The organism is Agrococcus phoenicis, from assembly GCF_047302415.1.
Taxonomy (GTDB): Bacteria; Actinomycetota; Actinomycetes; order Actinomycetales; family Microbacteriaceae; genus Agrococcus.
The window spans coordinates 1,404,381-1,431,203 of sequence record NZ_CP154854.1 but is presented as its reverse complement, the minus strand read 5'-3'; the positions used below and the strand labels follow the sequence as shown (position 1 = coordinate 1,431,203).

Here is a 26,823-nt window from a genome sequence, read left to right as displayed (position 1 = left end):
CGCCTGCCGCCCGCCGCCCGCCGACGGCGCTCGCGCTCGCTAGGGTCTGGTCATGGGCATCGCTGACTTCGACCGCTATCCGCTGACCTTCGGGCCGAGCCCCGTGCATCCGCTCGACAACCTCACGAAGCACCTGGGCGGCGCGTCGATCTGGGCGAAGCGGGAGGACGTCAGCTCCGGCCTCGCCTTCGGCGGCAACAAGACGCGCAAGCTCGAGTACATCGTGCCCGACGTGCTCGCCTCCGGCGCCGACACGCTCGTGTCGATCGGCGGCTACCAGTCGAACCACACGCGCCAGGTCGCCGCCGTCGCGGCGAAGCTCGGCCTCGCGTGCCGGCTGGTGCAGGAGCGCTGGGTCGACTGGGAGGACCCGGTGAACGACAAGGTCGGCAACCTGCTGCTGTCGCGCATCATGGGCGCCGACAGCCGCCTCGACGACTCCGGCTTCGACATCGGCATCCGCTCCTCCTGGGAGGAGGCGCTCGCGGAGGTCGAGGCTGCCGGCGGCACGCCCTACGGGATCCCCGCCGGCGCGAGCGAGCACCGGCTCGGCGGGCTCGGCTTCGCCAACTGGGCGTACGAGGTGGCTGAGCAGGAGCGCGAGCTCGGCGTCTTCTTCGACACGATCGTCGTCTGCACCGTCACCGGCTCGACGCACGCGGGCATGATCGCCGGCTTCGCGGCGCTCGAGGACGCAGGGGGCCGACCGCGACGCGTGCTCGGCATCGACGCCTCGGCCACGATCGAGAAGACCCGCGACCAGGTCGCACGCATCGCCCGCCACACCGCCGAGCTCATCGGCCTCGGGCGCGAGCTTCGCGATGACGAGATCACCGTGCTCGAGGGGTGGGCGGGCGACCTCTACGGGATCCCCGTCGAGTCGACGATCGACGCGATCCTGACGAGCGGCCGCACCGAGGCGATGATCATCGACCCGGTCTACGAGGGCAAGTCGATGGCGGGTCTCATCGACCTCGTGCGCTCCGGCGAGATCGCTGCCGACTCCACCGTGCTCTACGCGCACCTGGGCGGCCAGCCCGCCCTCAACGCCTACTCGGGCGCCTTCCCCTGGTCCTGACCGCGCTGCGGTGACGCGCGCGCGCGATCCGCCCGCAAGGCGATCGCCGCCGCAAGCCGAGGTGCGCGCCGCGGCATGTCGCGTCGTGCGATGCTGGCCGCATGCGACGCACGCCCCACTCCATCGTGACCGATCCGGATGCCGTCAAGGACCTCATCCGCAGCAACGCGTGGGCGACCATCGTCGCGAGCACCGCGAAGGGGCTCGTCGCCTCGCACTACCCGGTCGTGCTCGAGGAGGACGCGGAGGGCATCAGCATCGTCAGCCACGTCGGACGGCCGGACGACCGAGACCTGGAGCTCGGGCAGTCGGAGGTGCTGGTCATCATCCAGGGCCCGCACGGCTACGTCTCGCCCGGATGGTACGCCGAGGGGCCGGCGGTGCCCACCTGGAACCACGTCACCGCGCACCTGTACGGGACGCCGGAGATCCTGAGCGACGAGGAGAACTGGGAGGTGCTGCGGGGCCTCGTGCACCACTTCGAGGATCACGCGCCGCATCCCAACCTGCTCGAGCACAACGAGGAGTACGGCCGCCGGATCGTCGGCGGCACGGTGGGGTTCCGGATGCGGGTCGACCGCTTCGAGATGCGCGCGAAGCTGAGCCAGGACAAGTCGGCGGCGACCGTCGACGGCGTGATCGAGGAGCTCGCAGGCGGCAGCTCGTGGCCGCAGCCCGCGCTCGCTGAGGAGATGCGCCGGGAGCACGGCAGGTGAGCGCGTCGCTGCTGCTGCGCGACGCGAGCGTCGACGGAGCGCGCGTCGACGTGCTCGTGCGCGATGGCGCCATCGCGGAGATCGGCCAGATCGACGCGCGCACGGCCGACGTCGAGCAGGTGCACCTCGATGGTCGCGTGCTGCTGCCGGGCCTGTGGGACAACCACGTGCACATGAGCCAGTGGGCCCTGCACGCCAAGCGCCCGAGCACGTTCCACGCGACGTCGGCCCGGGAGGCGGCGGGGATGATGGCGGCCGCGCTCGCGAGCGCCGGCGCGCTGCCCCTCGATGAGCACGGCCGGGTGCTGCCGCTGGTGGGCACCGGCTTCCGCGACGGGCTCTGGAGCGACCTGCCCTCGCGCGACCTGCTCGACGAGGCCGTGCCGGGCGCGCCCGCGGTGGTCGTCAGCGCTGACCTGCACGCCGTGTGGCTCAACTCCCGGGCACTCGAGCGCTTCGGCCTCGGCGATCACCCCACGGGTGTGCTGCGCGAGGAGCCGGCGTTCGAGATCGAGGGGCAGATCAACGACCTGCCGCCGGAGGTGCTCGACGCCTGGGTCGTGGACGCGGGCCGCGACGCCGCGGCGAGGGGCGTCGTGGGGATCGTCGACCTCGAGATGGCGTGGAACGCAGACACCTGGATGCGCCGGCTCGGCCGTGGCTGGCGCTCGCAGCGGGTGGAGCTCGGCATCTACCCGCAGCACCTCGAGCGCGCCATCGAGCTCGGCATGCGCACGGGTGACGCGCTCGATGCGCTGCTCTCGGTGGGGCGGCTGAAGATCATCACCGACGGATCGCTCGGCACGCGCACCGCCTACTGCTTCGACCCGTACCCGGGCATGCAGGGCGCCGAGGCGCACGGGCTGCTCGCGGTGCCGCCGGCGGAGCTCGAGGCGCTCGTGCTGCGGGGGCTCGACGCCGGCATCGCGCCGACCGTGCACGCGATCGGCGATCACGCGAACGCGCACGTGCTCGACGTCTTCGAGCGCCTCGGCATCCGGGGGAGCGCCGGCCGGATCGAGCACGCGCAGCTGCTGCGCGCCGCCGACGTCGCCCGGCTCGGCGCGCTCGGCGTCGATGCGAGCGTGCAGCCCGAGCACGCGATGGACGACCGAGACCTCGCCGACCGCCACTGGCACGGTCGCACCGACGGCGCCTTCCTGGTGCGGTCGTTGCTCGAGGCGGGCGCCACCCTCGCGCTCGGCTCCGACGCGCCCGTCGCTCCGCTCGATCCGTGGGTGAGCATGGCGGCTGCTGTCGAGCGCGCGAAGGACGGCCGCGAGCCCTGGCACCCCGCCGAGGCGATCGACGTCGCCGACGCGCTGCGCGCATCCGTGCGCTCGCGCGTGGCGGTGGGCGAGCCCGCCGACCTCGTCGCCCTCGACGCCGACCCGATCGGCGCCGACGGGGCGGCGCTGCGCGCGATGCCTGTCGCGCTCACGCTGCTCGCCGGGCGCCCGACGCACACCACGCTCTGACCCGGACGCGGCGCCTCAGCGCGCGAGAGGCTTGCCCGCCGCGGGCCAGCGTCGGCGCCGGGCGTCACGAGCAGAGGCGATGCGAGCGGGATGGCGCAGATCCTCCTCTGTCGGTGACGGCGTGCTCAGATCCTCCTCCGCTGGTGACCAGCGGGCGACACTTGAGCCTCAACCAGAGGTTGAGATACACGCCGCACGGGCCTACCGGCCGAAGCCCGCGGGGGTTCCTAGACTCGGGAGCGTGAGCACGAGCAACGAGACCCTGGCCGGCATGGAGGCGCCCGTCCTCGGGCCGACCGGGCGCCCGGTGCGGGAGTTCCCGATGCCCGCGCCCCTCACCTCGCACGGCCCCGCGCGCATCATCACGATGTGCAACCAGAAGGGCGGCGTCGGCAAGACGACCACCTCCATCAACCTGGGCGCGGCCGTCGCCGACTACGGCCGCCGGGTGCTCGCGATCGACTTCGACCCGCAGGGCGCGCTGAGCGCCGGCCTGGGCGTCGACAACCACGACGCCACGACGATCTACGACCTGCTGCTCAACCCGCGCATCGATCCGCGCGAGGCGATCCAGCAGACCACCGTCGAGGGGCTCGACGTCATCGCCGCGAACATCGACCTCTCGGCGGCCGAGGTGCACCTCGTCAACGAGGTCGCCCGCGAGCAGATCCTGGCCCGCGTGCTGCGCCGCGTCGCCGACGACTACGACCTGATCCTCATCGACTGCCAGCCCTCGCTCGGCCTCCTGACGGTGAACGCGCTGACCGCCGCGCACGGCGTGCTCATCCCGCTCGAGAGCGAGTACTTCGCGCTCCGCGGCGTCGCGCTGCTCAAGGAGACGATCGAGAAGGTGCAGGATCGCCTGAACCCCGCGCTCGAGCTCGACGGCATCCTCGTGACGATGTTCGACTCGCGCACCCTGCACGCCCGCGAGGTCATGGATCGCGTCGTCGAGACCTTCGGCGACACCGTGCTCGACACGGTCGTGCGGCGCACGGTGAAGTTCCCCGACGCATCCGTCGCCGGCGTGCCGGTGACGCAGTTCGCCCCCGAGCACGCGGCAGCCGAGATCTACCGCCAGCTCGCCCGCGAGCTGATCGCCCGTGGCGCGATCGCCTGACGACGAGCAGGCCGACGGCGGCTTCCGCCTCGCCCTCGACAACTTCGACGGGCCGTTCGACCTGCTGCTGACGCTGATCGGCAACCGCTCGCTCGATGTCACCGAGATCGCGCTCAGCCGCGTGACCGACGAGTTCATCGCGTACGTGCGCACGCTCGACACCCACGAGGAGCTCGAGCAGGCGAGCGAGTTCATCGTCGTCGCGGCCACGCTCCTCGACCTGAAGATCGCCTCGCTGCTGCCCGCCGGCGACGTCGTCGACAGCGAGGACGTCGCGCTGCTCGAGGCTCGCGACCTGCTCTTCGCGCGCCTGCTGCAGTACCGCGCGTTCAAGCAGGCAGCGCTGTGGGCCGCCGAGCGCATCGGCGAGGAGTCGAGCAGGCACCCGCGGTCGGTGCGGCTCGAGGATCGCTTCCGGCAGCGCACGCCGGAGCTGCGGTGGACGCTCTCCGCCGACGACTTCGCGGCGCTCGCGCTGCTGGCGCTCACGCCCAAGGAGCTGCCGACCGTCGGCCTCACGCACCTCCACGCGCCGCTCGTGTCGATCCGCGAGCAGGCGGCGCACATCGTCTCGCGCCTGCGGCACGCCGGCACGACCACCTTCCGAGAGCTGATCGCTGGGGAAGCGACCCGCGGCGTCATCGTCGCGCGCTTCCTCGCGGTGCTGGAGCTCTATCGGCACGCGGCCATCACCTTCGAGCAGCTCGAGCCGCTCGGCGAGCTCTCGATCAGCTGGACGGGCCACGACTTCCGCGACGAGGACCTCGTGAGCCTGGGGGCAGACTATGACCATGCATGAGACGGATGCGGCGCCCGCCGACGGCACGGATGCGGCGGGGGCCGAGGCGCAGCCCGGCGCCGCGGGGGAGCAGGTCGCCGATCGCTCCCACCTGCCGCTCGAGCGCCGCATCGAGGCCATCCTCATGGTCGCCGACGAGCCGCAGGGCGCCGTGCACCTGGCGACCGCGCTGCGCGCGCCCGTGCGCGCCGTGAAGGCGGCCATCGAGGCGCTCCGCGACGACTACGACGGCCGCGGCGAGGGGCCGGAGCGCGGCTTCGAGCTGCGCGAGGTCGGCGGCGGGTGGCGCATCTACGTGCGCGCCGCCTACGACGTCGACGCCGCCGACTTCGTGCTCACCCAGACCCCCACGAAGCTCTCGCAGGCGGCGCTCGAGACGCTCGCCGTCATCGCCTACAAGCAGCCCATCACGCGCGGTGCCGTCGCCGCGATCCGCGCCGTCAACGTCGACTCCGTCGTGCGGACGCTGCTGGGCCGCGGCCTGATCCGCGAGGCCTTCGCCGACGCCGAGACCGGCGCCATCAACTACGAGACGACCGAGCTGCTGCTGACCCAGCTGGGGCTCAACTCGCTCGACGAGCTGCCGCCGATCAGCCCCCTGCTGCCGGACGGCGAGGAGGACGTGTTCGCATGACCGATCCCAGCACCGAGGGTGAGCGCCTGCAGAAGGTGCTCGCCGCCGCCGGCGTCGCCAGCCGCCGCGTCGTCGAGGACATGATCGTCGCGGGCCGCATCACCGTCGACGGTCGCGTCGTCACCGAGCTCGGCAGCCGCATCCGACCCGACGCGCAGGTGACCGTCGACGGCACGGCCGTGCAGCTCGACACCACGAAGCGCTACCTGATGCTCAACAAGCCCACCGGTGTCGTCTCGACCATGGCCGACGAGCGCGGGCGGCCGGATCTCCGCGAGTTCGTCGCCGACATCGAGGAGCGGGTCTACAACGTCGGGCGCCTCGACGCCGACACCTCGGGCCTCCTGATCCTGACCAACGACGGCGACCTCGCGCACGTGCTCGCGCATCCCTCGTTCGGTGTCGAGAAGACCTACGTCGCGAAGGTGCGCGGTGCCGTCGACCAGCGCGCGATCCGTCGCCTGCTCGACGGCTTCGAGCTGGAGGACGGCTCGATCAGGGCGGACGACGCGCGCGTCATCGGCACGCCCTCGAAGGGCTTCTCGATGGTCGAGCTGACGCTGCACTCGGGACGCAACCGCATCGTGCGCCGCATGCTCGACCACGTCGGGCATCCGGTCGTCGACCTCGTGCGGCGCTCCTTCGGGCCGCTGCACCTCGGCACGCTCCGGTCGGGGGCCGTGCGCGAACTCACTACGATGGAGCGCGGTGCCATCCTCACGCTCTCGAGGGGTGCCAAGAGCTGAAGGAGCCCCTGTGACCCACCGACTGCGCGGCCCCGTGCGCATCGTCGGCACGGGCCTGCTCGGCACCTCCATCGGCCTCGGCCTCGCCGCGCGCGGTGTGGAGGTGCAGCTCGTCGACGCCTCGCCGACCGCGATGCGCCTCGCCGCAGACTACGGGGCCGGCCGCCTGGCCGAGCCCGGTGACGCACCGGAGCTCATCGTCGTGGCCGTGCCGCCGGACGTCACGGCGCAGGTCGTCGCGGCCGAGCTCGCAGCGTTTCCGGAGGCGGTGGTCACCGACGTCGCCTCCGTCAAGGCCGTGCCGCTCGCGCAGCTGCGCGAGCTGGGCGCCGACGTCAGCCGCTACCTCGGCTCGCACCCGATGGCCGGCCGCGAGCGCTCCGGGGCACTGGCCGGCAGCGGCGACCTCTTCGTCGGCCGCCCGTGGGTGATCGCCGGGCACGACGCGATCTCGTACCAGCGGGGCAGCCTCGTCGACGACCTGATCCTCGACCTCGGCGCGGTGCCGATCGAGTCGACACCAGACGAGCACGACCGGGCCGTCGCGATCGTCAGCCACGTGCCGCAGCTCGTCTCCTCGCTCATGGCCGCCCGCCTCGCCGACGCTCCCGACGAGGCGCTCCGCCTCGCAGGTGGCGGCGTGCGCGACGTGACGCGCGTGGCGGCGAGCGACCCCGCCCTCTGGATCCAGATCCTCGGCGCCAACGCGCCGGCCGTCGTCGAGCAGCTGCGCGCGCTGCAGGTCGACCTGCAGGCGCTCGTCGACGCGCTCGACGCGCCCGACGCATCCGGCAGCCGCAAGGCGATGGCGGATGCGCTGCGCGCCGGCAACGAGGGCGTCGCACGGCTGCCCGGCAAGCACGGCACGCACACGCGCTTCACGCGCGTTCAGGTGCGGGTCGACGATCGACCGGGTCACCTCGCGAGGCTGCTCGCCGACATCGGCGACGCGGGCGTCAACCTCGAGGACCTGCGGCTCGAGCACGCGGAGGGCGCGCAGTTCGGCGTCGCCGAGATCACCGTGCTGCCCGAGACCGTCGTGCACCTGCACGAGGCGCTCGAGCAGCTGGGCTGGCAGGTGGTGGCATGAGCGCGGATGCGGTGCGCACCGACCGCAGCGGCACGGTGATCGCGATCGACGGGCCCGCCGGCAGCGGCAAGTCCTCGGTCGCGCGCGCGGTCGCGCGCGAGCTGGGCTTCCAGTTCCTCGACACCGGCGCCGCCTACCGCGCGCTCGCGTGGCTGATCCTGGAGCGCGGCGGCGACACCGACGACCAGCAGACGGTGATCGGCAGCCTCGAGGCGCTGGCGACGCTGGAGCTGACGGTGGACGCCGCCGGGCAGCGCGTCGCCATCGGGGGGCACGATGTGACGGAGGCGATCCGCGCGGAGCGCATCTCGGGCGCCGTCTCCGGCGTCGCGCGCACCATCGCCGCGCGCGAGGCCGTCAACCTCCGCTTCCGCGACATCATCGCGAGTGCCCGGCCCGGCATCGTCGCCGAGGGCCGCGACATCACGACCGTCGTCGCGCCCGATGCCGACGTGCGCGTGCTGCTGACCGCCGACGAGGCCGTGCGCATCCGGCGCCGCTTCGGCGACGTCGGCGGCGACCAGCACCAGGTGGGTGCGCGCCTCGCGGCACGCGACGCCTCCGATTCCCAGGTGGTCGACTTCCTGCACGCTGCAGAGGGCGTGACCGTGGTCGACTCCACCGACCTGACCTTCGACGAGACGGTCGACGCGATCGTCCGCCTCGCGACCGAGGAGCACCATGACTGACCAGCACGACCACCCGCAGGACGCCGGCGCCGAGGCGGGGGCGACCTCGCCCGAGGCCCAAGCGCATGACGCCGACGCGCCCGACACCGACGCGCCCGACACCGGGGCCACCCAGGGCGGCGCGCTCGAGCGCGACGACGTCGAGACCGATGACGTCGAGACCGACGACTTCGAGACCGATGAGGCGCGCGTCAACGCGCTGCGCGCCGGCCTCGCCGACTACGAGCTCGACGAGGAGGACGCGGCGCTCCTCGACCTCGAGGAGCTCGACCCCGATGCGCTGCGCATCATGCCCGCGCTGCCGGTGCTCGCCATCGTCGGGCGCCCCAACGTCGGCAAGTCGGCGCTCGTGAACCGCATCCTCGGCCGCCGCGAGGCCGTCGTCGAGGACACGCCGGGCGTCACCCGCGACCGCGTCTCCTACAAGGCCGAGTGGAACGGGCGCCGCTTCACGCTCGTCGACACCGGCGGATGGGAGCCCGATGCCCGCGGCATCGACCGCTCTGTCGCGCTGCAGGCAGAGATCGCCGTCGAGCTCGCGGACGCCGTGCTGTTCGTCGTCGACGTCAACGTCGGCCCGACCTCGACCGACGAGCACGTGGTGCGCATGCTGCGCCAGTCGAACCGCCCCGTGATCCTGGTGGCGAACAAGTCCGACGACCAGCGCCGCGACATGGAGGCCTCGTCGCTCTGGAGCCTCGGGCTCGGGGAGCCGAACCCCGTCTCGGCGCTGCACGGCCGCGGCGTCGCCGACGTGCTCGACCTCGCGATGGCCGCGCTGCCGGATGTCTCCGCGGTCGCGAAGGAGGAGTACGGCGGGCCGCGGCGCGTCGCGCTGCTGGGTCGCCCGAACGTCGGCAAGTCGAGCCTGCTCAACAAGGCGGCGGGGGAGGAGCGGGTCGTCGTCAACGAGATGGCCGGCACCACGCGCGACCCCATCGACGAGCAGATCGAGCTCGGCGGGCGCGTCTGGCGCTTCGTCGACACCGCGGGCATCCGCCGCCGCGTGCACCTGCAGCAGGGCGCCGACTTCTACGCCACCCTGCGCACGCAGGCCGCGCTCGAGAAGGCCGAGGTCGCCGTCGTGCTCCTCGACGTGACCGCGCCGCTCAGCGAGCAGGATGTGCGGATCATCGACCTCGTGCTCGAGTCGGGCCGCGCGCTCGTGCTGGCGTTCAACAAGTGGGATCAGCTGGACGACGAGCGCCGCCGCTACCTCGAGCGCGAGATCGAGCAGGATCTTGCGCACGTGGACTGGGCGCCGCGCGTCAACATCTCGGCGCGCACGGGCCGCCACCTCGAGAAGCTCGTGCCGGCGCTCGAGACCGCGCTCGACTCGTGGGACACCCGCATCCCGACCGGCAAGCTCAACGCGTTCATCGCGGACATCGTCGCCGCCCACCCGCACCCGCTGCGCGGCGGCAAGCAGCCGCGCATCCTCTTCGCGACGCAGGCCTCGACGCGCCCGCCGACCTTCGTGCTGTTCACGACCGGGTTCCTCGACCCGCAGTACCGCCGCTTCATCACGCGGCGCCTGCGCGAGGACTACGGCTTCGAGGGCAGCCCGATCGTCGTGAACATGCGTGTGCGCGAGAAGCGCACGCGTCGCACGTAGCCTTCGGAGGTCGAGGAGCGCGCGCCGCGGGCGCGCACGTCACGCCCGGCGAGCGACCTCAGCGCACCTGGCGCGCGCTGAACTGCATGCGAGGGTTCGCGAACGCATCCTGCGCCTGCACGATGCGCAGCTCGCGCTCGCCCGACTCGATCGTCACCTGCAGCAGGTCGAAGACGCTCGAGGCCGTGCGCTCCAGCGCCGTCGCGGCCGAGCCCGTCTCGCGGTAGTGCGCGGTGAAGAGCGCGCTCGTCACGTCGCCGGAGCCGTTCGCCTTGAACGGCAGGTGCGGCGTCTGCACGATCCAGGCGCCCTCGTCGTCGACGGCGAGCATCTCGATCGTGCCGGAGCCGTCGGGCATGCTCTCGCGGTCGGGGCGGAGCACGCTCGTGACGAGCACGGTGCGCGGGCCGAGGTCGCGGGCTCGGTCGGCCGACTCGAGCGTGGAGGCCAGCGTGTCGGGCTCGGTGTGCGTCATGAAGCCCAGCTCGAACTGGTTGGGCGTGATGATGTCGGCGTGCGGCACCACCCGCTCGCGGATCAGCGGCGGGATCGTCGGGGCGACGAAGCAGCCGGAGGTCGCGTTGCCCATCACCGGGTCGCAGGTGAACGAGGCTGCGGGGTTCGCCGCCTTGACGCGGGCCACCGCATCCACGACCACGTCGACGATCTCCTCGCCGCCGAGGTACCCGGAGAGCACGCCGTCGACCGTGGGCAGCACGCCGCGATCCTCGACGCCGGCGACGACCGCGCGCACGTCGTCGGCCGCGATCGCCGGCCCGCCCCACGCGCCGTAGCCGGTGTGGTTCGAGAAGTTGACGGTGAGCACGGGCCACACCTCGTGGCCGATGCGCTGCAGCGGGAAGACGGCGGCGGAGTTGCCGACGTGCCCGTAGGCGACGTGCGACTGGATCGACAGGAACCTCATGCTGCGATTCTTCCACCGCGCGGCGGTCGCTGCGACCGCGCCCCGGGCGCGGCTACTCGAGCGCCTCGAGCAGCGTCGCCTGGGCGAACCCCAGCCACTCGACGACGTCGCGCAGCTGCGCGATGTCCTCCTCGGTGACGTCGGGGTCGAGCTGCGCGCGATCCTGCCCGGTGCGCACGAAGAGCACCAGCCGCACCTCGCCGAGCGACCGCAGCCACGCATCCGCCCCCTCGGCATCGACCGCGATCTGCAGCTCGGCGTCGTCGCGCTCGTCGCCCTCGTCCGGCAGCGCCGTCTCGAGGTCGACCACCATCCGGGTCAGGGTCTGGATGCGCTCCGCGGCGATGTCGGGAGACGCGAGCCTGCGGAACTCGGCGGCCTCGGCGGCGCTGCCGTAGGCGCTCGGGTAGAGGCGCTCCATGACGTGATCCTCCAGCAGCGCGCGCTCGTCGATGACGGCCCGGTGCAGCTGGAGCACCTGGCGGCCGAGGTTCGCGAGCATGTCGGCCTCGTCGGGCAGCATCGAGCAGCGCGCGCCCGCTCCGTCGCGGCGCCACGACCTCATGCCGAGAGCCGCTCGAGCGTGGCGACGAGGCCGTCGGCGTGGAGGCCGGCGACGTGCATCTCCTGCTCCTCGCGCGAGCCCTGCGCGACGGCGGTGCGCCCGTCGCGCTCGGCGAGCCGCATGAGCTCGTCGGCGCGCGCGCGGCTGTAGCCGAAGCGGCGCATCAGCACGTGCACGACGTAGGGCTGCAGGGTCACGGGGTCGTCCCACAGCATCGTCGACCACTCGCCGCCGAGCGGCGCCTCGCCGGGCGTCGAGCTCGGGGCCTCCGCGGGAGCGCCGCTCGGCGCCGAGTCGGTCGCGGCCAGCACGCCCGTCAGCCGGTCAGTCGCGCGCACGGTCGATCACCTCGAAGCCTGCCGTGGTGGGGCCGAGCACCGTCACCACGATCGGGTGCTGCGCCGTGTCGGGCGTGCTGCGATCGATCGCGAGGCTCCACAGCGCGAGCAGGAAGCCGGCGCCGGCGAGCGCGACCCCGATCCACGCCGGCGCCAGGTAGCCGAACCCGGCAGCGATGACCGCACCGCCGAGCGCTGCGCCGAGCGCGTTGCCGACGTTGAAGGCGGCGTGGTTCGTGGCGGCGCCGAGCAGCTCGGCCTCGCCGGCGATGCGCATGATGCGCGCCTGGATGGTCGGGTTCAGCACCGAGCCCGTGCCTCCGATCATGAAGGCGAGCACGAACATCGCCACCGGTTGCCAGCCGAGCAGCGCGAAGAGCGCGAGCGAGAGGATGAGCAGCGGGAACGCGATGATGATGGTGCGGCGGATGCTGCGGTCGGCCGCCCAGCCGCCGATCACGTTGCCGACGGTCATGCCGACGCCGATCGTGGCGAGCAGCCAGGCGATCGCCGACTGCGGCAGCTCTGCCACGCGCGTGACGATCTCTGCCGCGTAGGAGTAGACGGCGAAGAAGCCGCCGAAGCCGATGCAGCCGACCGCGATCATCAGCCACAGTCGCGGGTTGCGGAAGGCGCGCAGCTCGCGACCGGCGCGGCGCGAGGGATCCCCGGGCACGTGCGGCAGCGCGAACCAGGCGAGCACGAGCGTGACGGCGAAGATCACCGCCACCGCGACGTAGGTCCAGCGCCAGCCGGACACCTGCCCGAGCCAGGTGCCCAGCGGCACGCCGATGATGTTCGCGATCGTCAGCCCGGAGAGCGCGAGCGCGACCCCGGCGCCCTGGCGGCCGGGGCCCATGATGCGGGCGGCGAGCAGGGCGGCCACCCCGAAGTAGGCGCCGTGGGGGAGGCCGGAGACGAATCGGGCGGCGACGGTGAGCTCGAAGCTCGGCATGAGCGCGCTCGCGAGGTTGGAGACCGCGAAGGCCGCCGCGAGCGCGAGCACGAGGGTGCGCTGCGACATGCGCGCCGCCCACACGGAGACGAGCGGCGCGCCGACGACGACGCCGAGGGCGTAGGCGGAGATCAGCCAGCCGGCCTGCGCGATGCCGCCGGCGGGGTCGGCCTCGAAGCCGGGGACCAGCTCGGTGGCCGCCAGCGGGAGGATGCCCATGGTGGCGAACTCGGTGGTGCCGATCCCGAAGCCGCCGAGTGCGAGGGTGAAGAGCGCGAGGAACCTGCGCGCGGGAGTGAGCTGCATGCTGCTCACGATCGTACGCGGATGCGGCGGCCCGGGGTGCTTTGCTACATTGGTTAGGCTTGCCTCACTTCGAGGCCGATCCACATCCACGGAGGCTCCCTCATGGCCGGACCCGAGCGCGTCGCAGCGGTCGCACCGAAGTTCATCGAGCTCGAGGTGCTCGAGAACCAGCAGGTCTCGCCGCACATCCGCCGGGTGACGCTCGGCGGCGACGAGGTCTCGGCGATGACGCCCCAGGGCTACGACCAGTGGTTCCGCTTCTTCATGCGGCGCGAGGGCCAGGAGTCGCTGCACGTGCCGCAGAGCCCCTCCACGTGGTTCCCGCAGTACCTCGCGATGCGCGCGTCGAACCGGCCGTGGATCCGCAACTACACCGTGCGCGGCTTCCGCCTCGAGAGCGGCGAGCTCGACATCGACTTCGTCTGCCACGAGGACCCGGGCCCCGGCGCCGCGTGGGCCATGCGCGCCGTGCGCGGCGAGCGGGCCGTGCTGCTCGACGAGGGCCTGCTCTACAACGACAACGGCCTGCCGGGCGACGTGCTCATGGTCGGCGACGAGTCCGCGCTGCCCGCGATCGCCGGCATCTGCGAATCGCTCGACGAGGGCGTGCGCGGCACCGCCGTCATCGAGGTCGGGCACCGCGACGACATCCAGCAGTTCGAGCGCCCCATGGAGGTCGACGTGCGCTGGGTCGAGCGCGGCCAGGCTCGCGCCGGCGACGCGGCGCTCGAGGAGCTCCGCGGCCTGCACCTCTCCGACGACCTCGGCTACGCCTACTCGGCCGGCGAGCAGCTGCTCGCCACGGGCACCCGCCGCCACCTGGTGCGCGACCGCGGCATGGAGAAGCAGCGCATCACCTTCACCGGCTACTGGAAGCTCGGCAAGTCGTACGTCTCCTGATGCCCGGTGAGGGAAAGTTCGCGAGAACTTTCGCCTCAGGCACGTTGAAGCCAACCTGACGCGCGCTCCCCGGCGTGTGGCCCGCGTCCGCTTGCCTATCGTGAAGACGTGCCCACCGCATCACCGCTTCCCGTCGACAGCGCCCACCAGGCGTGGCTCGACCGCGTCGCCCTGGCCGAGCAGGCCGTGCCGATCATCGGCCGCCTCTACCGGGAGCGCGACGTCGTCACGCACGTGCACGGCAAGAAGCTCGTCAACCAGTCGCCGATCGACATCCTGAAGGCGCACAAGTGGGCCCGCCGGATCGGCGAGCGCGTGCTGAGCGTCGACGAGACCATGGCGGTGCTGCGGATCGCCGACGAGGAGGGCCTGCGCGGCGTCTCCCTCGACCTGGGTCGGCTGCTCCTCGACGCGCCCGCCGACGGCTTCGACGCCTACGTGCGCGAGCACCTGGCCGCCCTGCCCTCGTGGTCGCAGGACGAGCCCACCGACGTCGTGCTCTACGGCTTCGGCCGCATCGGGCGCCTGCTGGCGCGGATCCTCATCGGCCACGCCGGCAGCGGCCTCGGGCTGCGGCTGCGCGCCATCGTGGTGCGCAAGGGCGGCGAGGACGACCTGGAGAAGCGCGCGAGCCTGCTGCGGCGCGACTCCGTGCACGGCGCGTTCCTCGGCACCATCGACGTCGACCGCGAGGCGAGCACGATCCTCGCGAACGGCACGCTCATCCAGGTCATCTACTCCGACGACCCGACCACCGTCGACTACGCGCAGCACGGCATCGAGCGCGCGATCGTCGTCGACAACACGGGCCGCTGGCGCGACGAGGCCGGCCTCGCGCAGCACCTCGAGTGCCCCGGCATCGAGCGCGTCGTGCTGACGGCGCCCGGCAAGAGCCCGCTGAAGAACATCGTCTTCGGCGTCAACCACGACGCGATCGCCGACGACGACCGGATCGTCACCGCGGCCTCCTGCACGACGAACGCCATCACGCCGGTGCTGCAGGTCATCAACGAGGCCTACGGCATCGAGCACGGCCACGTCGAGACGGTGCACTCCTACACGAACGATCAGAACCTGATCGACAACTTCCACAAGGGCGCGCGCCGCGGCCGCTCGGCGGCGCTCAACATGGTGCTCACCGAGACGGGGGCTGCGAAGGCCGTCGCGAAGGCGCTGCCGGAGCTCGAGGGCAAGCTGACGGGCAACGCGATCCGCGTGCCCACGCCGGATGTCTCGATGGCGATCCTGAACCTGCACCTGGAGCAGGCGGTCGATCGCGACGCCGTCAACGACCTGCTGCGCCGCACCTCCCTCACGGGCGCCCTGCGCGCGCAGATCGACTTCACCGACTCGCCCGAGGTCGTCTCGACCGACTTCGTGGGCAACAACCGCGCCGGCATCGTCGACGGACTCGCGACCATCGCCTCCGGCCGCCATGTCGTGCTCTACGTCTGGTACGACAACGAGTACGGCTACTCGTCGCAGGTCGTGCGCGTGATCGAGCACATGGCCGACCAGCTGGCGAAGGCGCGCCAGCTGCTGCCGGCCTGACACAGACTTGCCGCCGTCGGGACTCTCCTGGGTGGAGGCCCGACGGCGGCAAACCCCCTCGCTCCGCTCCGGTGCGCAGGCGCATCCGATAGCGTCGATCGCATGCGTGAGGTGACCGAGACCGAGCTGCGGGGCTGCTTCGTCAACGCGACGCGGAGCGAGCTCGAGCAGCTGCCGATGCCCGGCCTGCACGAGACGATCTGGGCGGAGCGGGAGTTCCTCGGCTGGCGCGACCCGCGCTTCCGGCGCCTCGGCTACCTGGTGCACTGGAGGGACGACGAGCTGGTCGGCCTCGTCGTGCGCGGGGCCCCGGGCGGGCTGCGACCGGGCATCGCCGCCATGTGCTCGCTCTGCCACTCGACGCAGCCGGCGACGCAGGTGCGCATGTTCAGCGCGCGCCTCGCCGATCTCGACGGCGACACCGGCAGCACGATCGGCACCTACATCTGCGAGGCGCTCGACTGCTCCCACATCATCCGCACGGGGCCTCCGGTGCTGCTGACCTCGGACCGCATCGCCTCGCGCTCCGCTGCCCTGCTCGAGCGGGTGACGCGCTTCACCGCGCGCGTCGAGCGCGCCGTCAAGGAGTCGCGGTGATGCGCCGGCTCGCCGGCATCGAGCGCGTGCGCCCTTGGGGCGGGTCGGCGGTCGACCTCGTCTTCGCGGGCGACCGCATCGAGGCGGTCCTGCCGCACGAGCCCGGCGCGCTCCAGGGACGAGCCGGTGAGGGCGAGGTGCTGGACGGCCGAGGGCTGTTGTCGCTGCCCACGATCGTGAACGCGCACGCGCACGTCGACAAGTCGTGGCTCGGCCTGCCGTGGCAGCCCTACGGCGGCGAGGGCGGCACCGACGGCCGCATCCAGCACGAGCGGGCTCGTCGCGACGAGTTGGGGATCCCGAGCGTCGAGCGCACCGCCGCGGTGCTGGACGCGCACGTGCGGCACGGCACCACGGCGCTCCGCACGCACGTGGACGTCGACCTGGGCGTCGAGCTGCGCGGCATCGAGGCCGTGCGCGAGGCCGTGGCGGCCTACGACGGCGCCGTCGAGGCGACGATCGTCGCGTTCCCGCAGGACGGCGTGCTGCGCCGACCCGGCGTGCTCGAGCTGCTCGCGGCGGCAGCGGCAGCGGGTGCCGACCACGTCGGCGGGCTCGACCCCGCCTCCATCGACCGCGACCCCGTCGGGCAGCTCGACGGCATCTTCGCGCTCGCCGAGCGCCACGGCGTCGGCGTCGACATCCACCTGCACGACGCCGCCGAGCTCGGCGCGTTCCAGCTCGAGCTCATCCTCGAGCGCACGGCTCGGCTCGGGCTCGCCGGCCGCGTGAACATCGCCCACGGCTTCGCCATCGCGCAGCTCGAGGCGTCGCGCCGCACCGACCTGCTGCAGGCCATGGGCGAGCTGGGCATCACGTTCACAACGGTCGCGCCGCTGCGCCTGCCGCAGCTGCCGCTCGCCGAGCTCGACGCTGCCCGGGTGGCGTTCGCCTTCGGGACCGACGGGATCCGGGATCTCTGGAGCCCCTACGGCGACGGCGACACGCTCGCGATCGCCCGGCAGTACGCGCGGGCGTCGTCGATCGTGCGCGACGAGGACCTGCAGCGCGTCGTCGAGCTCGCCACGCGCGATGCCGCGCGCTTCGTAGGCCGCGAGGTGCACGACCTGGTCGCCGGAGCGCGCGCCGACGTCGTGCTGCTCGACGCCGAGCACGCGATGGACGCGCTCGTCAGCACCCCGCCGCGCGCAGCCGTCGTGGGTGGCGGGCGACTGCTGCACGAGGAGCCGAGCGAGGGGGACCACCGTGGCTGACGCCTTCATCCTGGACGCGCTGCGCACCCCGCGCGGGCGTCGCCGCGGCGCGCTCGCCGAGGTGCACCCGGTGCAGCTCGCGGGCGGCCTCCTCGGGGCGCTCGCTGGTCGCGGCATCGAGGCCGACCGCATCGACGACGTCGTGCTCGGCACCGTGTCTGCGGTCGGGGAGCAGGGCGGTGTGCTCGCGCGCGCCGCGGTGCACGCAGCCGGGCTGCCGGACACCGTGCCCGGCATGCAGGTGAACCGCTACTGCGCCTCCGGGCTCGAGGCGGTCACGACCGCCGCGGGCCGCGTGTCGGCCGGCTTCGACGAGCTGATCGTCGCCGGCGGCGTCGAGTCGATGTCGCGCGTGCCGCTCGGCTCCGACGGCGGGCCCTACGCGATCGATCCGTCGACGCTGCTGCCGTGGAGCCTCATCCCGCAGGGCGTGAGCGCCGACGCGATCGCCTCGCTCGACGGCTTCACCCGCGACGACGTCGATGCCTACGCCGTGCAGTCGCAGCAGCGCGCGGCCGCAGCGTGGCAGCGCGGCGGCTTCGCCCGCTCGATCGTGCCGGTGACGGGTGAGGGTGGCGTCGTGCTGCTCGAGCACGACGAGCACCTGCGGCCGGGCACCACCGCGGATGCGCTGGCCGGGCTGGCACCGGCGTTCGCGGCGTTCGGGGAGGCCGGCTTCGACGCGCTCGTGCGCGAGCGCCACCCCGAGATCGACCGCGTCGAGCACGTGCACACCGCGGGCAACTCCTCCGGCATCGTCGACGGCGCCGGCCTCGTGGTGGTCGGCAGCGGCGAGGCGGCCTCGTCGCTCGGGCTCGCACCGCGCGCCCGCATCGTGGCAGCGACCTCCGTCGGCTCCGACCCGACCCTGATGCTGACCGGGCCGGTCGCCGCGACGGAGAAGGTGCTCGCGCGCGCAGGCCTCGGCCACGACGACATCGACCTGTACGAGATCAACGAGGCCTTCGCATCCGTCGTGCTGCACTGGCTGCGCGAGACCGGGGTCGACCCCGAGCGCACCAACGTCTCTGGAGGGGCGATCGCGCTCGGGCATCCGTTGGGCGCGACGGGAGCCATGCTGCTGGGCACCGCGCTCGACGAGCTCGAGCGGCGGGATCAGCAGCGCGCGCTGGTGTCGCTGTGCGTCGGCGGCGGCATGGCGTCCGCGATGATCATCGAGCGGGTCTGACGGCGCGGCGCCACGAGGGGCGCTCGATAGGCTCGACGGGTGAGTGATGACGCCGCCAAGACCGAGTCCGCAGTCGAGCGCAAGGCTTCCGAGAGCGCTGAGCCGTCGGTCACCGACGAGCTCGTGATCACGCAGCACACGCTCACGACACCCGAGGGCGAGCTCGCCTACACCGCCCGTGCGGGCCGCGTGGTGCTGTGGGAGGAGCGCGTCGAGGACGACGTCTTCCGCGGCCGCAAGCCCCGCGCGCAGGTCGCGATCACCGCCTACACGCTCGACGGCGCCGACCCGACGACGCGCCCCGTGACCTTCGCCTTCAACGGCGGGCCGGGTTCGGCGAGCGTCTGGCTGCACATGGGCGTGCTCGGGCCGAAGCGCGTCGTGATGGGCGATGCGGGCGAGCTCGCGCCGCCGCCCTACGCCGTCGCCGACAACCCGGAGTCGCTGCTGGCGGTGAGCGACCTCGTCTTCATCGACCCGGTCTCCACCGGGCGCTCGCGGCCCGTCGAGGGGCAGAAGGCGAAGGACTTCCACGGCTTCACCGCCGACATCGAGTCGGTGGCCGAGATCATCCGCCAGTGGGTCACGGCCGAGGGCCGCTGGCTGAGCCCGAAGTTCCTGGCGGGGGAGTCGTACGGCACGACGCGCGCCGCCGGCCTCGCCCAGCACCTGCAGGAGGAGCTGGGCATGTACCTCAACGGCCTGCTGATGATCTCCAGCGTGCTCGACTTCTCGACCGCCAACTTCTCGCGCGGCGGCGACCGCGCCCACGCGCTGTACCTGCCGTTCTACGCCGCGACCGCCTGGCAGCACGGCTTCCACGAGGGGCGCTCGCTCGAGGAGGTCGTCGACGAGGCCCGCGACTACGCCGCGCGCGACTACCCATACGTGCTGGGGCGCGGCGCCCGCCTGACGGCGGACGAGCGGGCGGAGGCGGTGGCCACCGTCGCGCGCCTCACCGGCCTGTCAGAGACCTACGTCGACCGCGCGAACCTCCGCATCGAGCACTGGCGCTACTTCGGCGAGCTGCTGCGCGACCGCGGGCAGAGCGTCGGTCGTCTCGACTCGCGGTTCACGGGGCCGGCGGCGAGCGGCATCGCCGAGCACATGGATGCCGACCCGTCGATGGACGCCATCCTCGGCCCGTACGCGGCGGCGTACCAGCACTACCTCCACCACGAGCTCGACGTGCGCGACAGCGGCCCGTTCCACGTCTTCGGCAAGGACGTGATCGAGCACTGGAGCTACAAGGAGTTCGAGAACGCCCCGGTCTACGTGATCGACAAGCTCTCGCGCGCGATGCGGCAGAACCCGCACCTGGCGGTGCACTTCGCCTATGGCTGGTTCGACGGCGCCACGCCCTTCTCGGCTGCCGAGGACTCGGTCGCGCACCTGCAGATCCCGGATGCGCTGCGCGACAACCTGGAGCACCGCTACTACGAGGCGGGCCACATGATGTACGTGCACGAGCCCTCGCGCCTGGCCCAGTCTGTCGACCTCGCCGACTTCATCCGCCGCCGCTGCTGACGGTCGCCCGCCGCCCGTCGGTCGAGGAGCGCGCCCGCCCCGTTGGTCGAGGAGCGCGCCCGGCGAAGCCGGGCACGCGTCACGAGACCCGCGCCCCAGGCGCCGAGCCCCCTCGCCCCCTGAGCCGCTCCGCGCCCCAGGCGCCGAGCGTGTCGAAGGGAACGCGCCACCCCACAGATGCGCTAGTCTTTCTTGGTTGCCTTCGGGCACCTCGATCGCAAGATCGACGGGCTGTGGCGCAGCTTGGTAGCGCACTTGACTGGGGGTCAAGGGGTCGCAGGTTCAAATCCTGTCAGCCCGACCGCAAGCCCTGGTGAGAGGCAACTTTCACCAGGGCTTAGTCGTTTCTGGATGTGGTCAGTGGCTCGTCCATCTGATCGATCTGCTCCAGCCCTCCGCTGACTAGGAGGACCGATTCAGTTCGGGCTCGTCGCCCGTGGGCTGCTCCAATAGGTGCCTATGAGGTGGACCATAACCCGGGCAGGTCGATGCTCCGGCCCCTTCTGGGACGGGCCGAGCGACAGGTCTTGTCGAGCTCGCGAATAGAGACCACTCGGCTTCCTGCACATCCGCCGTCGGAGCTACCACGCCTTTTGCGGGTCGAGGAGCGACACCCGTGCTGGATAATGGGTGCATGGCTGAATCTTGTGCTTTCTGTGGTTCGGTGGAGCCTCTGACCCGCGAGCACGTTTTCGGTCAGTGGGTGAGCAGAACTGGCTTGGAGCTCGCTCCGATGCGTCATCACGCGGGCCCGTTGAATGCTCTGCCGCGCAACATGGGGGAGCAGCCCCCATTTCGGCAGACAGTGAAGAGCTTCTGCGGCTCGTGTAACAACGGGTGGATGAGCAACCTCGAAACGGTCGCGCAGCGAGTGCTGACCCCGTTGATCCTCGACGAGCCCGGGACGATCGCGCCGGAAGACCAGGCGGCGATCGCCACGTGGGTGCAGAAGACCGCGCTGACAGCGATGCTCCTGTCCAGCAAGGAGCAGCGGGAGAACGGCTACGGGCTCGCCCCGTCGGAGTATAGGGCACTCTACGAGCGCCGCGAGCTGGCGCAACCGCTGGATTTCAGCCAGTTCTGGGTCGGCCGATTCGAGGGAGTCAAGGGATTCTCGGCTGTACGCGTTACTCCGCTGACGGTTCGCATCCCAGACTTTCCCGAGCCGCCGCTGCCTCAGGGCTACGCGATGACGATCGTCCTTGGAGCGCTCCTCCTGCACGGCGTGCGGTTCACTACTCCAGGTCTTCAGGCGGACACGAATACGGAGCTGGGGATGCCACCGTTGTGGCCGTCGGAAATGTCGGTGATGTGGCCAGCGGGGCAGACGTGCACGGAGAAGTCTCTGCTCGCTCTCGCGGATGGGGGGACGTTGCGCGCAACGGGCGGGGAGGTACGACTGGAACCCTGGTCTCACGCAGCTCACCTCCCGCAGAGCGCGTTCGAGAACGGTGCAATCAAGGTCCCGGCGCTGTGCCGCAAGCACGACATCTACTACCCCGCGGCACTATTGCAAGAAGCGCACCAGGGACGGTTCTACGCATTCATGACTTCGTGCGAGTGCAGCGCCTATCTGATCCATACGGACTCTGACCGCATCCGCTTCCGAGCCGCGGGCGAACCGGAAGGCATCGCGGCCATGTACGCGGACATGGTTGGCGACGAGTTCCTCATCGAGGACCAAATCGGGGAGTTCGCCTGCAAAAGGTTACCCGCCTGAGGCGACCGGCAGCGCCAAGCGCGGGGAGGCGCACCTGCTGCATGTGACGGTCTCGATGCGAGTGATGTCCGCAGGTGATGGCTACAAGTACCTGTTGCGCACGGTCGCCGTCGCAGACGGCGACAGATCGTTTTCTACGCCCTTGACTCGCTACTATGCCGAGGCGGGAACCCCGCCGGGCCGATGGCTTGGGTCGGGCGTCGCGGCCCTCGGGGGCGGCCAGCTCGCGGTGGGTGATCGGGTGTCCGAGGCGCAGCTCCAGCTCCTTATGGGGATGGGCCGTGACCCGATCACTGCAGATCCCCTTGGGTTAGCGTTCCCGGCCTATAAGTCCGTGTCAGGGCGGATCGACGCGCGGACTGCAGACCTCGACTCAACTATGTCTCCCGGTGCAATGGGAGACGCGGTCGTGCAAATCCAGGCCGAGGAGACCGAGCGCGAGACGCGACGGGCGGTGGCCGGGTTCGACTTCACCTTCTGGACTCCGAAGTCTGCATCCGCGTTGTGGGCGGTCGCGGATGCAGGGACGCAGGCGTTGGTAGGGCAGGCGCACCACGCGGCAGTTGCGGAGGTAGTTGCATTCATGGAACGCGAGGTTGCAGCCACTCGCACCGGCGCAACCGCCAGCGACGGAGCCGTTGCGCAGGTCGATGTCACAGGACTGGTCGCGACGGCCCTCGAACACTTCGACTCCCGTGCCGGTGACCCCCACCTGCACACCCACGTCGTCATCCCCAACAAAGTCCAAACCGCTCTCGACGGGAAGTGTCGGAGCCTAGATGGACGGCCGATGCACGCCGCCGTCGTCGCGCTATCCGAATTGCACGAGGCCGTGTTCGCCGACCAAATGACCCGCACATTCGGCGTCGAGTGGGAAGCCCGTGACAGGGGTCGTGACCGCAACCCCGTGGGCGATCAGCGGCGTACCGGAAGAGTTAGTGTCCGAGTTCTCGACTCGCGCCCGGCACATTGATACCGAGACCGACCGCCTCATCGCCGACTACTTGAGCAAACACGGCAGGCGGCCACCCCGGCGACGATCCTGAAGCTGCGCGCCCAAGCAACCCTCTCCACACGGCCCGACAAGGAGATCCGGTCGCTGGCTGACCTCACTACCGAATGGAATCGCGCGCCACCGCCGTTCTCGGTCAAGACGCCCCTACCTGGGCACGCAACCTTACAAACAACAACAGCCCCTCCTGCTGCGCGCCGACGACGTGCCGCTGAAGAGCATCGAAGCACTCGGTACCGCTGTAGTCGAGATCGTCGGCGAGAAGCGGTCGACCTGGCGGCGATGGAACCTGATGGCTGAGGCCTCGCCGCAGACGATGCACTGGCGCGTCGCGTCCATGCAAGAGCGAGAGGCGATCGTCGGAATGAGTGCTGACGCTGCCGAACATGCATCGCTGCGGCTGACCCCACCGGACCTTGCCCCCAGCCCGGCGGCATTCCGGCGCGGCGATGGAACCAGCGTGTTCCGGCCCAAGCACTCGACCATGTTCTCCTCCGAGCTGTTGCTGGCCGCCGAAGACCGGCTACTCGACCGCTCACGCGCGCTGACGGCACCCGCGGTCTCGGTGCGTTCGGTCGAGAAGATCACCTCTCGCCCCGACGCCGAGGGCCGGATGCTGAGTGAGGACCAGGCCGATGCGCTCATGAAGATTGCCGTCTCTGGCCGGATGCTTGATGTGCTGGTCGGCCCTGCCGGCGCGGGCAAGACGACGGCCGTGCATGCCCTGAGCCGCGCTTGGGAAGCCGAACACGGCAGAGAGTCCGTCGTCGGGCTCGCACCGTCCGCGGTGGCCGCGCAAGTGCTGGCGGACGATCTCGGCATCCAGACCGACAACATGGCGAAATGGTGGCAGAACCACCTCGTGCACGGGACCTCGTTTGACGCAGGTCAGCTCGTCATCATCGACGAGGCGTCGCTGGCTGGCACCCTGTCCTTAGATCGGATCACGCACCTGGCTGAGCGGGCAGGAGCGAAGGTGTTGCTAGTCGGCGATTTCGCCCAGCTCCAGTCCGTAGACGCAGGCGGCGCATTCAATCTCCTGGTGGTCGACCGGGACGATGCACCGGAACTGGTTGACGTTCACCGCTTCACGAACGCGTGGGAGAAGCCCACATCACTCGCGTTACGTCACGGACGCACGGCAGTGATCGGCACCTACCTCAACCACTACCGAATCCTAAGCGGTGAGGCCGACCTGATGACCGATGCCGCTTACTCGGCATGGCGAGCCGACATAGATATGGGACTGGCATCGGTATTGGTCGCGGAAACCCGCGACCAAGCGACCGCGCTCAATACCCGCGCCCGCGCAGACCTCATTCTCGACGGCACCTTGACGCCAGGCCCAAAAAGTCGAACTCGCTGACGGGACGATGGCCGGCGCGGGGGACACGATCGTCACCCGCCGCAACGACCGCAGACTGCGCAACCGGCAAGGACTGGGTCCGCAACGGCGACACCTGGGCCGTTAAGGACGTCCGCGACGACGGCTCGGTCACCATCCGCCGGACTGGACGCCGCTTCGGCGGAGCGATCGTGCTCCCGGCTGCCTCCGTGGCCGAGCACGTCGACCTCGGCTACGCAGTCACGGCCCATCGCGCACAGGGCATCACCACCGATACCGCCCACGTCCTGGTGGAGCCGACCACGACGAGGGAGAACTTCTACGTCTCGATGACCCGCGGTAAGCGCTCCAACCACGCCTATGTGGTCCTCGACCGAGCCGACGACGGCCAAGCCGCCCCGCACCCGGGCGACAACCCGGACGCCACAGCACGTTCGGTGCTTTACGGCGTCCTGCGACACGTCGGTGCCGAGCTGTCCGCGAGCGAGACCATCACCAACGAACACGAACAGTGGGGCTCAGTCGCCAGCTTGCCGCGGAGTACGAGACCATCGCAGCGGCCGCTCAACGCGACCGCTGGGCCACTCTCATCCACGACTCCGGTCTCAGCGAAGAACAGGCAAGCGCCGCTGTCGACTCCGATGCGTTCGGGGCTCTGACTTCCGAGCTACGCCGGGTCGAGGCAAACCATCACGACCTCGACCCATTGCTCCCGCGTCTCGTGGCCGCGCGCGGTTTCGGTGACGCCAACGACATCGCCTCGGTCCTCCACCACCGGGTGGCGATGGCAACCGCACGCCCGGCACGCTCCGGCCGCGGACGCGAGGCACCGCGGCTAATCGCAGGACTTATCTCCGCTGCGAGCGGTCCCATGGCCGACGACATGCGCCAAGCGCTCGACGAACGACGCGACCTGATCGAAAAGCGAGCCGATGCCGTGCTCGACCGCGCCTTCAGCGAGGGAGGCGCATGGACAAAAGCTCTCGGATCGCCACCTCGCCCGCAGGCGAAGCGACGAGCCTGGCTCAGGAATGCCCGCATCTGGCCGCCTACCGCGACCGATATGGCATCACCGACGACACTCCTCTCGGCCCCACCCCGGTGGCGACCGCGCAGAAGATTGATGCCGCCCGTGCGAAGGCGGCGCTCGACGTGGCACGTAGCGTCACAGCCGGCCTGGAAGAGGCGCCGGGGCGGCAAGGTGGACGCGAGCCACTGGGCCGTTCGTTGTGATCGCCGGCCCTTCCCGGTGTCGCCGCGAAGTCGTATCGTAGATATCGAGGCGGCCTCTATATTGGCGCTGTCGCTGGTCGCGACAGTATGACTTCCCCAGCAACGGGCGGTCCTTTCAAGTTCTTGTCGCCGAACCCCTGGAGAGGACTGTCCAGGTTCCGACTCGTCTGGGCCCTCAGCGTCCGCCCCCGGTACTTCCTGCGCCGCTACGTGCCCCTCAACATCCTGCTCGACGCAATCCGCACCAGGCGCGGCCTGCGATGGGGAGTCCCAGCGATGGTGCTGGCGATCCCGTACCTGTACGCCGCGAGCATCTGCGCGCAGCTCGCAGAGAACGGCGGTCCCGGGTGGCTGCACCTCTTGGTGCTTCTGTGCATCTGGAACGCGCTGAAGATGGCCTGGATCGGGCCGATGTCGGTCTTCCAGCTCCTCAAAGTTCAGATCGTGAAGCGACGCGAAAACCACAGCCGGCCGTCTGAGGTCGAGCAGCTTGTCACGTCGGATGGGTCGGTGTCGTATCTGACGCTGGACCGACCGCGAGTACGGAGACTGCATCTCGCGGGTCAATTCGACCTCATCTCAGCGTGCTTCGCCCATCCCAAGCCACCGCCCTGGTAGCGTGAACTTACCACCCGCCAAAGGAGATTACAGGAAGATGGCAGAAGAGCACGAAGTCTTGACAGCGGAAGAAGCCGCAGCTTTGCTCCGCGTCAGTAGCAAGACTCTTCTGTCCCTTGCGCGCAACGGAGCGCTCCCCGGGGAAAAGGTAGGGCGCGCTTGGCGATTCCTGAAGAGCGACGTCCTCGCCTATGTCAGAGGAGACAAGGACACTAAGGCGCGTGAGGAGCAGTGACTGTGCAGATTGAGACCGCCCCGATGGCTCGCTCGCTCGGAAACGCTGATGGTCCCGCTCTGTGCGCCGTTCTGCTCAACCCATCGTTCTTAGGAACCCACTCTGTCAGTCACGGGAATCTCCGTGTGGCCGCAGAAGCTCTGGGCTTCTGCCGAGTGTCGATCGTGAACCTTGTCGGACTACAAACCCGCAACTCTCGTGATCTTGCCGAGCTGGCGACCACTCCTGATGCATGGCAGGCAGCCCGGCCTGGGATCGAAGATGCAATCCGAAAGTCGGACTACCTCTTGTTTGGATGGGGTGACTCACGCCTACGTGGGATTGCGAACACCTGGAAACGTGAGCAGATCACATGGACGGTGGCGCGAGCGATCGAACACGGTCACCAACACGTCTTGATGATGGATGAAAGCGCTCGCCATCCGTCCCGGTGGCGGCAATATGTTGGGCCCCAGCGAGGTCTCTACACAGGCTCCAGCATTGAACACCGATTCGTGCAGGCTCTGCGGCTGCACCGGACGGAGTCGATGCTTGGGCGCCGTCAGCCCGACGGGGGGTCGATTGCCTCGATGGCACTGGATACGGTCGACATCATCAGGTTTGCACGCGTGAGGACTTCCGCTTGAGC

General features: G+C 70.7%; 24 protein-coding genes, 1 tRNA gene and 1 pseudogene. 22 read left to right on the top strand and 4 right to left on the bottom strand.

What is annotated here, in order from left to right:
- The first annotated feature begins 52 nt into the window (after nucleotides 1-52).
- The 10 genes from AA0Z99_RS06910 (at nucleotide 53) to der (ending at nucleotide 9,965) form a co-directional block, all read left to right on the top strand.
- Nucleotides 53-1,078, top strand: a complete 1,026-nt coding sequence (locus tag AA0Z99_RS06910; protein WP_413316244.1) for a 1-aminocyclopropane-1-carboxylate deaminase — start codon at nucleotides 53-55, stop codon at nucleotides 1,076-1,078.
- A gap of 101 nt (nucleotides 1,079-1,179) precedes the next feature.
- Nucleotides 1,180-1,794: an FMN-binding negative transcriptional regulator gene (locus tag AA0Z99_RS06905; RefSeq protein ID WP_413316242.1), complete on the top strand. Its 615-nt coding sequence runs from the start codon at nucleotides 1,180-1,182 to the stop codon at nucleotides 1,792-1,794.
- Nucleotides 1,791-3,272 (top strand): amidohydrolase, encoded by a 1,482-nt coding sequence (locus tag AA0Z99_RS06900; protein ID WP_413316240.1) that lies wholly within the window; start codon nucleotides 1,791-1,793, stop codon nucleotides 3,270-3,272. Before AA0Z99_RS06905 ends, AA0Z99_RS06900 begins: the two co-directional genes overlap by 4 nt.
- Nucleotides 3,273-3,543: 271 nt before the next feature.
- The gene (locus AA0Z99_RS06895; RefSeq protein WP_413320800.1) at nucleotides 3,544-4,392 is read left to right on the top strand and encodes a ParA family protein; all 849 of its coding nucleotides are present in this window, start codon (nucleotides 3,544-3,546) and stop codon (nucleotides 4,390-4,392) included.
- The gene (locus AA0Z99_RS06890) at nucleotides 4,376-5,191 is read left to right on the top strand and encodes a segregation and condensation protein A (protein WP_413316239.1); all 816 of its coding nucleotides are present in this window, start codon (nucleotides 4,376-4,378) and stop codon (nucleotides 5,189-5,191) included. The genes AA0Z99_RS06895 and AA0Z99_RS06890 overlap by 17 nt, the downstream gene beginning before the upstream one ends.
- Entirely contained in the window at nucleotides 5,178-5,825 is a 648-nt protein-coding gene (gene scpB / locus AA0Z99_RS06885) for an SMC-Scp complex subunit ScpB (RefSeq protein ID WP_413316237.1), read from the top strand. The genes AA0Z99_RS06890 and scpB overlap by 14 nt, the downstream gene beginning before the upstream one ends.
- Entirely contained in the window at nucleotides 5,822-6,571 is a 750-nt protein-coding gene (locus tag AA0Z99_RS06880) for a pseudouridine synthase (protein ID WP_413316235.1), read from the top strand. Before scpB ends, AA0Z99_RS06880 begins: the two co-directional genes overlap by 4 nt.
- Before the next feature lie 10 nt (nucleotides 6,572-6,581).
- The gene (locus AA0Z99_RS06875; protein ID WP_413316234.1) at nucleotides 6,582-7,661 is read left to right on the top strand and encodes a prephenate dehydrogenase; all 1,080 of its coding nucleotides are present in this window, start codon (nucleotides 6,582-6,584) and stop codon (nucleotides 7,659-7,661) included.
- The gene (cmk, locus tag AA0Z99_RS06870) at nucleotides 7,658-8,350 is read left to right on the top strand and encodes a (d)CMP kinase (RefSeq protein WP_413316232.1); all 693 of its coding nucleotides are present in this window, start codon (nucleotides 7,658-7,660) and stop codon (nucleotides 8,348-8,350) included. The genes AA0Z99_RS06875 and cmk overlap by 4 nt, the downstream gene beginning before the upstream one ends.
- Nucleotides 8,343-9,965: a ribosome biogenesis GTPase Der gene (der, locus tag AA0Z99_RS06865; RefSeq protein ID WP_413316230.1), complete on the top strand. Its 1,623-nt coding sequence runs from the start codon at nucleotides 8,343-8,345 to the stop codon at nucleotides 9,963-9,965. The genes cmk and der overlap by 8 nt, the downstream gene beginning before the upstream one ends.
- 58 nt (nucleotides 9,966-10,023) lie before the next feature.
- Here der and pdxY read toward each other — a convergent pair whose 3' ends face one another.
- The 4 genes from pdxY to AA0Z99_RS06845 are packed head-to-tail and all read right to left on the bottom strand — an operon-like array spanning nucleotide 10,024 to nucleotide 13,054.
- A complete protein-coding gene (gene pdxY, locus AA0Z99_RS06860; RefSeq protein WP_413316228.1) occupies nucleotides 10,024-10,890 on the bottom strand; it encodes a pyridoxal kinase PdxY in 867 nt (288 codons plus the stop codon).
- A gap of 52 nt (nucleotides 10,891-10,942) precedes the next feature.
- A complete protein-coding gene (locus tag AA0Z99_RS06855) occupies nucleotides 10,943-11,455 on the bottom strand; it encodes a DUF2017 family protein (protein ID WP_413316226.1) in 513 nt (170 codons plus the stop codon).
- Complete coding sequence (locus AA0Z99_RS06850) at nucleotides 11,452-11,793, bottom strand: ATP-dependent Clp protease adaptor ClpS (RefSeq protein ID WP_413320710.1); 342 nt, start codon at nucleotides 11,791-11,793, stop codon at nucleotides 11,452-11,454. The genes AA0Z99_RS06855 and AA0Z99_RS06850 overlap by 4 nt, the downstream gene beginning before the upstream one ends.
- Nucleotides 11,780-13,054: an MFS transporter gene (locus AA0Z99_RS06845; RefSeq protein WP_413320708.1), complete on the bottom strand. Its 1,275-nt coding sequence runs from the start codon at nucleotides 13,052-13,054 to the stop codon at nucleotides 11,780-11,782. The genes AA0Z99_RS06850 and AA0Z99_RS06845 overlap by 14 nt, the downstream gene beginning before the upstream one ends.
- A gap of 102 nt (nucleotides 13,055-13,156) precedes the next feature.
- Here AA0Z99_RS06845 and AA0Z99_RS06840 point away from each other — a divergent pair, with 102 nt between their 5' ends.
- The 12 genes and pseudogenes from AA0Z99_RS06840 (at nucleotide 13,157) to AA0Z99_RS06785 (ending at nucleotide 26,821) form a co-directional block, all read left to right on the top strand.
- Nucleotides 13,157-13,954, top strand: a complete 798-nt coding sequence (locus AA0Z99_RS06840; protein ID WP_413320706.1) for a siderophore-interacting protein — start codon at nucleotides 13,157-13,159, stop codon at nucleotides 13,952-13,954.
- A 108-nt stretch (nucleotides 13,955-14,062) separates the two neighbouring features.
- Nucleotides 14,063-15,505: a glyceraldehyde-3-phosphate dehydrogenase gene (locus AA0Z99_RS06835; protein WP_413320704.1), complete on the top strand. Its 1,443-nt coding sequence runs from the start codon at nucleotides 14,063-14,065 to the stop codon at nucleotides 15,503-15,505.
- A gap of 102 nt (nucleotides 15,506-15,607) precedes the next feature.
- Nucleotides 15,608-16,102, top strand: coding sequence for an FBP domain-containing protein (locus tag AA0Z99_RS06830; protein WP_413320702.1), 495 nt, complete (start codon nucleotides 15,608-15,610; stop codon nucleotides 16,100-16,102).
- The gene (locus tag AA0Z99_RS06825) at nucleotides 16,102-17,316 is read left to right on the top strand and encodes an amidohydrolase family protein (RefSeq protein ID WP_413320798.1); all 1,215 of its coding nucleotides are present in this window, start codon (nucleotides 16,102-16,104) and stop codon (nucleotides 17,314-17,316) included. The genes AA0Z99_RS06830 and AA0Z99_RS06825 overlap by 1 nt, the downstream gene beginning before the upstream one ends.
- A complete protein-coding gene (locus AA0Z99_RS06820) occupies nucleotides 17,309-18,505 on the top strand; it encodes an acetyl-CoA C-acetyltransferase (RefSeq protein ID WP_413320700.1) in 1,197 nt (398 codons plus the stop codon). The genes AA0Z99_RS06825 and AA0Z99_RS06820 overlap by 8 nt, the downstream gene beginning before the upstream one ends.
- Nucleotides 18,506-18,544: 39 nt before the next feature.
- Nucleotides 18,545-20,032: a S10 family peptidase gene (locus AA0Z99_RS06815; RefSeq protein WP_413320698.1), complete on the top strand. Its 1,488-nt coding sequence runs from the start codon at nucleotides 18,545-18,547 to the stop codon at nucleotides 20,030-20,032.
- Nucleotides 20,033-20,259: 227 nt separating this feature from the next.
- Nucleotides 20,260-20,333 (top strand) — tRNA-Pro (locus AA0Z99_RS06810).
- Nucleotides 20,334-20,873: 540 nt separating this feature from the next.
- A complete protein-coding gene (locus AA0Z99_RS06805; RefSeq protein WP_413320696.1) occupies nucleotides 20,874-21,752 on the top strand; it encodes a hypothetical protein in 879 nt (292 codons plus the stop codon).
- A 55-nt stretch (nucleotides 21,753-21,807) separates the two neighbouring features.
- A pseudogene (gene mobF / locus AA0Z99_RS06800) lies at nucleotides 21,808-25,342 on the top strand (MobF family relaxase).
- 276 nt (nucleotides 25,343-25,618) lie between these two features.
- Entirely contained in the window at nucleotides 25,619-25,960 is a 342-nt protein-coding gene (locus tag AA0Z99_RS06795; RefSeq protein WP_413320694.1) for a hypothetical protein, read from the top strand.
- Between the two features lie 37 nt (nucleotides 25,961-25,997).
- Nucleotides 25,998-26,195 (top strand): helix-turn-helix domain-containing protein, encoded by a 198-nt coding sequence (locus tag AA0Z99_RS06790; protein ID WP_130629193.1) that lies wholly within the window; start codon nucleotides 25,998-26,000, stop codon nucleotides 26,193-26,195.
- Nucleotides 26,196-26,218: 23 nt separating this feature from the next.
- On the top strand, nucleotides 26,219-26,821 hold the full coding sequence (locus AA0Z99_RS06785; RefSeq protein ID WP_413320796.1) for a DUF1643 domain-containing protein: 603 nt from the start codon (nucleotides 26,219-26,221) through the stop codon (nucleotides 26,819-26,821).
- Nucleotides 26,822-26,823: the final 2 nt, after the last annotated feature.

Coding starts and splice junctions, on each gene's coding strand:
- cmk (WP_413316232.1), top strand. CDS start 7,658: ATGAGCGCGGATGCGGTGCGCACCGACCGCAGCGGCACGGTGATCGCG.
- AA0Z99_RS06795 (WP_413320694.1), top strand. CDS start 25,619: ATGGTGCTGGCGATCCCGTACCTGTACGCCGCGAGCATCTGCGCGCAG.
- pdxY (WP_413316228.1), bottom strand. CDS start 10,890: ATGAGGTTCCTGTCGATCCAGTCGCACGTCGCCTACGGGCACGTCGGC.
- AA0Z99_RS06825 (WP_413320798.1), top strand. CDS start 16,102: ATGCGCCGGCTCGCCGGCATCGAGCGCGTGCGCCCTTGGGGCGGGTCG.
- AA0Z99_RS06790 (WP_130629193.1), top strand. CDS start 25,998: ATGGCAGAAGAGCACGAAGTCTTGACAGCGGAAGAAGCCGCAGCTTTG.
- AA0Z99_RS06880 (WP_413316235.1), top strand. CDS start 5,822: ATGACCGATCCCAGCACCGAGGGTGAGCGCCTGCAGAAGGTGCTCGCC.
- AA0Z99_RS06855 (WP_413316226.1), bottom strand. CDS start 11,455: ATGAGGTCGTGGCGCCGCGACGGAGCGGGCGCGCGCTGCTCGATGCTG.
- der (WP_413316230.1), top strand. CDS start 8,343: ATGACTGACCAGCACGACCACCCGCAGGACGCCGGCGCCGAGGCGGGG.
- scpB (WP_413316237.1), top strand. CDS start 5,178: ATGACCATGCATGAGACGGATGCGGCGCCCGCCGACGGCACGGATGCG.
- AA0Z99_RS06785 (WP_413320796.1), top strand. CDS start 26,219: ATGGCTCGCTCGCTCGGAAACGCTGATGGTCCCGCTCTGTGCGCCGTT.
- AA0Z99_RS06845 (WP_413320708.1), bottom strand. CDS start 13,054: ATGCAGCTCACTCCCGCGCGCAGGTTCCTCGCGCTCTTCACCCTCGCA.
- AA0Z99_RS06830 (WP_413320702.1), top strand. CDS start 15,608: ATGCGTGAGGTGACCGAGACCGAGCTGCGGGGCTGCTTCGTCAACGCG.
- AA0Z99_RS06895 (WP_413320800.1), top strand. CDS start 3,544: ATGGAGGCGCCCGTCCTCGGGCCGACCGGGCGCCCGGTGCGGGAGTTC.
- AA0Z99_RS06910 (WP_413316244.1), top strand. CDS start 53: ATGGGCATCGCTGACTTCGACCGCTATCCGCTGACCTTCGGGCCGAGC.
- AA0Z99_RS06905 (WP_413316242.1), top strand. CDS start 1,180: ATGCGACGCACGCCCCACTCCATCGTGACCGATCCGGATGCCGTCAAG.
- AA0Z99_RS06805 (WP_413320696.1), top strand. CDS start 20,874: ATGAGCAACCTCGAAACGGTCGCGCAGCGAGTGCTGACCCCGTTGATC.
- AA0Z99_RS06840 (WP_413320706.1), top strand. CDS start 13,157: ATGGCCGGACCCGAGCGCGTCGCAGCGGTCGCACCGAAGTTCATCGAG.